This window comes from Paraburkholderia sp. (assembly GCF_035501035.1).
Lineage (GTDB): Bacteria > Pseudomonadota > Gammaproteobacteria > Burkholderiales > Burkholderiaceae > Paraburkholderia.
Genome location: NZ_DATJWR010000255.1, coordinates 1 through 5,033 on the forward strand (window position 1 = coordinate 1; position 5,033 = coordinate 5,033).

The 5,033-nt window shown below is 66.9% G+C and carries 4 protein-coding genes; 2 read left to right on the plus strand and 2 right to left on the minus strand.

What is annotated here, in order from left to right; all coding sequences use genetic code 11:
- The coding region (locus tag VMJ11_RS18845) for an acyltransferase family protein (RefSeq protein WP_414694427.1) at positions 1 to 559 on the plus strand (559 nt) is incomplete at its 5' end.
- 88 nt (positions 560 to 647) lie between these two features.
- Here VMJ11_RS18845 and VMJ11_RS18850 read toward each other — a convergent pair.
- Positions 648 to 1,889, minus strand: coding sequence for a glycosyltransferase (locus tag VMJ11_RS18850; protein WP_325620905.1), 1,242 nt, complete (start codon positions 1,887 to 1,889; stop codon positions 648 to 650).
- A gap of 519 nt (positions 1,890 to 2,408) precedes the next feature.
- On the opposite strand from VMJ11_RS18850, the gene VMJ11_RS18855 reads away from it, so the two are divergent.
- Entirely contained in the window at positions 2,409 to 3,656 is a 1,248-nt protein-coding gene (locus tag VMJ11_RS18855; RefSeq protein WP_325620907.1) for an oligosaccharide flippase family protein, read from the plus strand.
- A gap of 25 nt (positions 3,657 to 3,681) precedes the next feature.
- On the opposite strand, the gene VMJ11_RS18860 is transcribed toward VMJ11_RS18855, so the two are convergent.
- Positions 3,682 to 4,755: a glycosyltransferase gene (locus tag VMJ11_RS18860; protein WP_325620906.1), complete on the minus strand. Its 1,074-nt coding sequence runs from the start codon at positions 4,753 to 4,755 to the stop codon at positions 3,682 to 3,684.
- Positions 4,756 to 5,033: the final 278 nt, after the last annotated feature.

Here is a 5,033-nt window from a genome sequence, read left to right on the forward strand (position 1 = left end):
CATGGACAGCCTGCTCATCGGCGTCATGCTCGCAACCCTCTACTGGATGAAGCCCGAAGTGTGGCGCAGCCTCGCCGCGAAAAAGCGCTGGCTCGCCGGCGCGGTGGTGGTGCTCGTCGCCTGGCTCGCGTTCGCCACGCCTCATGTCGCGCTCGACGAGAGCATCGGCTATACGCTTCAGGCGATTGGCTATTGCGCGCTCATCGTGCTCGTGCTCGAACACTCGGGCGGTTTGCGCGGGTCGTGGATGTATCGCGGGCTCGCGTGGCTCGGCGTGTACTCGTACGGCATCTACCTGTGGCACTCGCTCGCGCTCGCGCCCGGCGATTACCTGATCCACAAGGCGAGCGCGCTCGGCGTGCCGTCGCTCGTTGCGTGGCCGCTCACGCTCGGCGCACAGTTCGTCATCGCCATCGCGCTTGGCTACCTGACCACGCGCGCCGTCGAGTTTCCGTTCCTGCGCCTGCGCGACGCATTGTTCCCCGATCTTCGCGGGGCCGTCGTGCCCGAGCGCCGCGAGACGCCCGCCGTGGAGGGCAAGATCGAAGGCATCGCCTGAGCGCGTGGGGTTCGCCGCGGTGTTGGTTTGGTCTGCAAAATATTCGTTGGCTTTTTCGCTGGATTTCCCACGGCGCGAGGCGTGGCGCTCAGGTCATCGCGGCCTGCAGCGTGCGCTTGAACTGATCGAGCGTGTTGCGCGAAAGAAGGTTCTCGCCTGCGGGCCGCGCGCTTGCCGCATTGACGTTCCAGCGTGCGGCGAGCGCATCGAGCGCGCGCGAGATCGTGGCGGGCTCGAGATCGTCGAGTAGCGGTCCGAGCGAGCCGTCGCGGCAATACCAGCCGATCAAACCGTCGGCGCTCGCCACCACCGGCTTGCTGAAGCGGTACGCCTGCACGAGCACGCCGCTCATCCCGTAGTGCTGCTTGTAGCCGAGCCATACGGCGTCGCATGCGGAAAAGAGATCGCGCTCCATCTCCTCGGAAACGAACTGGTCGATGATCACCGGCGCGTGTGCGAGGCGTGGTGCGTGCGCACCGATGAAAGCGCGCGTTTCTTCGTTTTCCTGCAGGCCGGCGATCACGAGACACGGCGCATCACGCTTTTGCGCGAGCGCGAGCATCAATTCGCGGATGCCTTTGCGCTCGCCGATTGAACCATAGACGAGCAGGTATCGCGTTCGCGCGTCGAGCTTCAGCCGCGCGCGTGCGAGTTGCGGGTCGACGGCGGGGATTTCCGGAAACGGGTCGGCCACGTAGCTAAGGGGCGCGGCGCGACCGGGCTTCGTGCTCGCGAACCAGTCGGGCAGCGTCGGGTCGATGGTGAAGAGCGCGCGCAGGCCGCGGGCGCGCATGGCGCGCCGGAACAGCGCCGATTTGGCTGCGTCGATAAACGGACGGCGCGGCGTGCGCAATCCAAAGCCCGCCTGATGGAAGGTCATGCCCATGACGATGGCGATCCACGGCGTCTTGCCAAACGGCGAGCCGAGCGCCGCGATCGTGTAGAAGAAATAGTCGGCGTAGGGCGCCACCACGAGGCGCACGCGCATCGTACGGTTCACCTGCGCGAGCGCGCGCGCATAAAAGTCGCGAAAGCGCATGTACACGCTGAGCGCGTATTGCGGGCCGGACGGGACGGTGTGCAGGTCGAGCAGCATGAGGCGCAGGTCTGGCCGCGCTTCGCTCTCGATGCGCTGTGCGAGCGCATGGGTCGCGTATTGCGTATCGGTGACGACGAGGCAGCGATGCCCCGCCTCGACGCACGCCTGCGCGATCCAGTCGACGTAGCGCCAGCGGTGGCCGGTGAAGTTCGGCTCGATGATGACGACCCAGTCGTCGTCAGTCGATGTCTGGGGGCTGGGCCGTCCGGAAACGATGTCGGGGGCGGCCATGGTATCGGACAGATTGGGCGCGTCCGGGGAGTTGGGTTCGGCACGGCTGGATCTGCCGCTCGACACGGTATCCATGCAGGCGCCCCGAAGAATGAACGATGTTGCGAACACCATAACAGCGCGGCGTGTGCGATAAGCGCCAAGTTCAGGGGCGGGCTGGCTGAAAAAGCCTGGGCAGTGTGGGGTGGCGGCCGCGTGGGTGGCGCGGCCGTATGGGTGCCCGACGCATGGGTGATCGGTCCACGGAAGCTCGCCGCACGAATGGCCGCCCAACGGACGCCCGCCCCACGGATGGCAGCTCCACGGATGGCAGCTCCACGGGCGGCGGCCCCACGGACGCCCGCCGCGTCCGAATCCGCCTGGTACATGGCGCATCGTGCCATTCGAGCCGCGGTAACGTGCAGAACTCAGGTCCTGAACGCGTCCTCGAACGTGGGCAGACCGCGCGCGAGCGCGCGGGTGGACGCCGCGCAGCGCGCGCGGCGACACAACAAGCAACCGTCATGGATGGGAGGCACATTGCGCGCGATGCGGCTGCCGGTACGGCCGGTGAAGGCGGGTTTCGGTCCCGGCGCGGCGACCTGGGTCTTGCTGCAACAGGTCGTCGTGCGTGGGCTCGTGGCCGTCAAGTTCCTCGTGATCGGGCGCATCCTCGGGCCCTCCGCGATCGGTCTTGCGAGCGTCGCACTGCTCGCGGTCGCGATTGCCGAAGCCCTCTCCGATACGGGGCTCGCGCAGGCCGTAATCCAGGGCCCGGCACCGCCCACGCGCGCGGAGTCCGGCGCCGTCTGGACCACGCTCGCCACGCGCGGCCTCCTGATCGCGCTGCTGCTCGTTGCCAGCGCGCCGTTGATGGACGCGCAGTTCCACCTCGGCGGCGCCATTGGCCTCGTCCAGCTCGCGGCGCTCCTGCCGCTGTTGCGCGGGCTAGCCTCACCCGCGTACTTCATCGCCCAACGCGAGCGGCGCTTTCAGCATATTGCGGCGATCGAGATCTCCTCCGCCTGTGTCGACTGCGGCCTCGGCGTCGCGCTCGCGATGGCGGGTGCGGGGCCTTACTCGCTGCTGCTCGGCATGATGATCGGCGAAGCGTGCAAGAGCGTCGTCACCTGGGTCGCGCTCGCGCCGCGTCCTCCGGTGCGCCTGCGCTGGTCCGGCATTGGCCACTACGTCGGCTTCAGCCGCTGGATCTGGGCGAGCAGCGTCATCATCCTGATCACGAATCAGTTCGACAAGGTGGTGGTCGGCAAGCTGCTCGGGCCGACGCAGCTGGGCGCGTGGCAGATGTCCTCGAAGCTCGCGCAAATGCTGCTTGCCGACGCGGCGATCGCGATGTCGCAGTACCTGTTTCCCACCTTCGCCGCGCATCATCGCGGCGGCCCGCAAGCGGCCGCGCGCCTGTTCCGGTGGTATCTCGCGGCGGCCGCGCTGGGTCTCGCGAGCGTGGTCATCGTGCTGCGCCTCACCGCCGAGCCGCTCTTTGCGCTCGTGCTCGGCGCCGCGTGGCTGCCGGCCGTCCCGCTCTTTCGCATCTTCGTCATCAACATGGCAATCAGCGCGCTGAACTCGGTGCTGGCTTCGTATCTGCGCGCGGTCGGCGACGCGCGCGCCGTCACGGTCGCGTCGCTGCTCCAGGTCATCGCGCTGGTGGTGTCCGTGCCGCCCGCCATGCACGCGTGGGGCGTGACCGGTATCGCGTGGTCGATGACCTTCGGGCTGGCTTCGGGCGCGGGATGGATGCTGTATCGCGTGGCGGGTCAGAAGTGACGCGCATGACGGCTGAGTCGGCCGCTCACACGCGCAAGGCGCCTTCCACGATCTCGGCAAGCTGATGCCCGAGCGTCGGCGAGTTGAGCTGGCAGTACACCGCATGCGCAGCCGCGGCCGTCGCGCGCATGGCTTCGGGCGGCATCGCCCAGATGCGCCGCAGCGTTGCGGCGAGCGCGCCGGAGCCGCCGTCGCGGCCGAAGAAGAAGCCCGTGCGGCCATCTTCGACATAGCCTGGCTCCGGTCCCATGTGCAGCGGCAGACGGTCGTGCACGACGGGCGGCAGGCTCAACGCGAACATGTGCACGACGCTCAGTCCGGCCGAGCCCGGATAGCAGCCAACCCGGCAGCGCCGGCTGATCGTCGCGATCGCGTCGTCGTCGAACACCGCGCCATACCAGATCACGTAGCTGCGCTCGCCGTACTTGCGCTTCAGGCGAGCGCCGTGCTCGCCGTCGCCGATCACGTGCAGCGTGATATCGGCGCCCTCGCCATGCAGTTGGCCCACCACGTCGATGAGCGGTTCGATCTCTGAACCTTCGCGCAGCCTGCCGATGAATAGGACGCCGTTCTCGGTGCCGGTCTTCGTGCCAGGATCCACTCCGCAGGAAACCGTCAGCGAGTTGTTCGCGACGACCAGCTTCGCGCTCGGGCAGCCGATGTCTTCGAGTGAGCGCCGCGACGCTTCGGTGTAGCAGACATAGCGCACGGCGAGCGCGACCGCGAGCCGGTAGCAGAGCGTGCGCAGCAGGCCCGCGGATTGGTGCCGGTAGAGTCCCTGACCATGAATGAGCACCGGCACGCGCATCACGCGTCCGGCGATGAGCACGAGCCACAGCGACACATAGCGAACGTCCGCGAAGATTAGGACTGCGTCGGGATGTTCGAGCACGATACGGCTCAGCACGCGGCTTTGCATGCGCATGTGCCGCGAGGGCAGGCGGGCAATGCGCGTTTCGACGAACTCGTCGCAGTCCGGGCGTTCGCGCGAAAAGCCGTTGGCTTCCACGCCCTCGGAGCACGCGAACACCTTGACGGAGAAGAGGCGGTTCAGCGACTCGATGACTTCGATGCGATAGCGCGCGATCAACGGCTGCACGTAGAAGACGACAGGCCGTTCAGTCCGTGCGCCACATTCGCCCTTACCAATACGCGTCCCGGAAGAAATGATCTCGCTTGGCACCGCCCTTGCTCCGATGTGTCGACGCTGTCATGTTTGAGGAGAATCTTCCGGTTGCCTAGCCGGTTATTCGGTCATATTTGCGCGAATCTATTTAGCGGTTGTAGACGAGCCGGTGCAAAAGAGGAGTCCGAAAATTCCTATTGGACGAATGCGGCCAGTGGTGCCGCCCTATGGGTCATGCGTAATCGATAAAT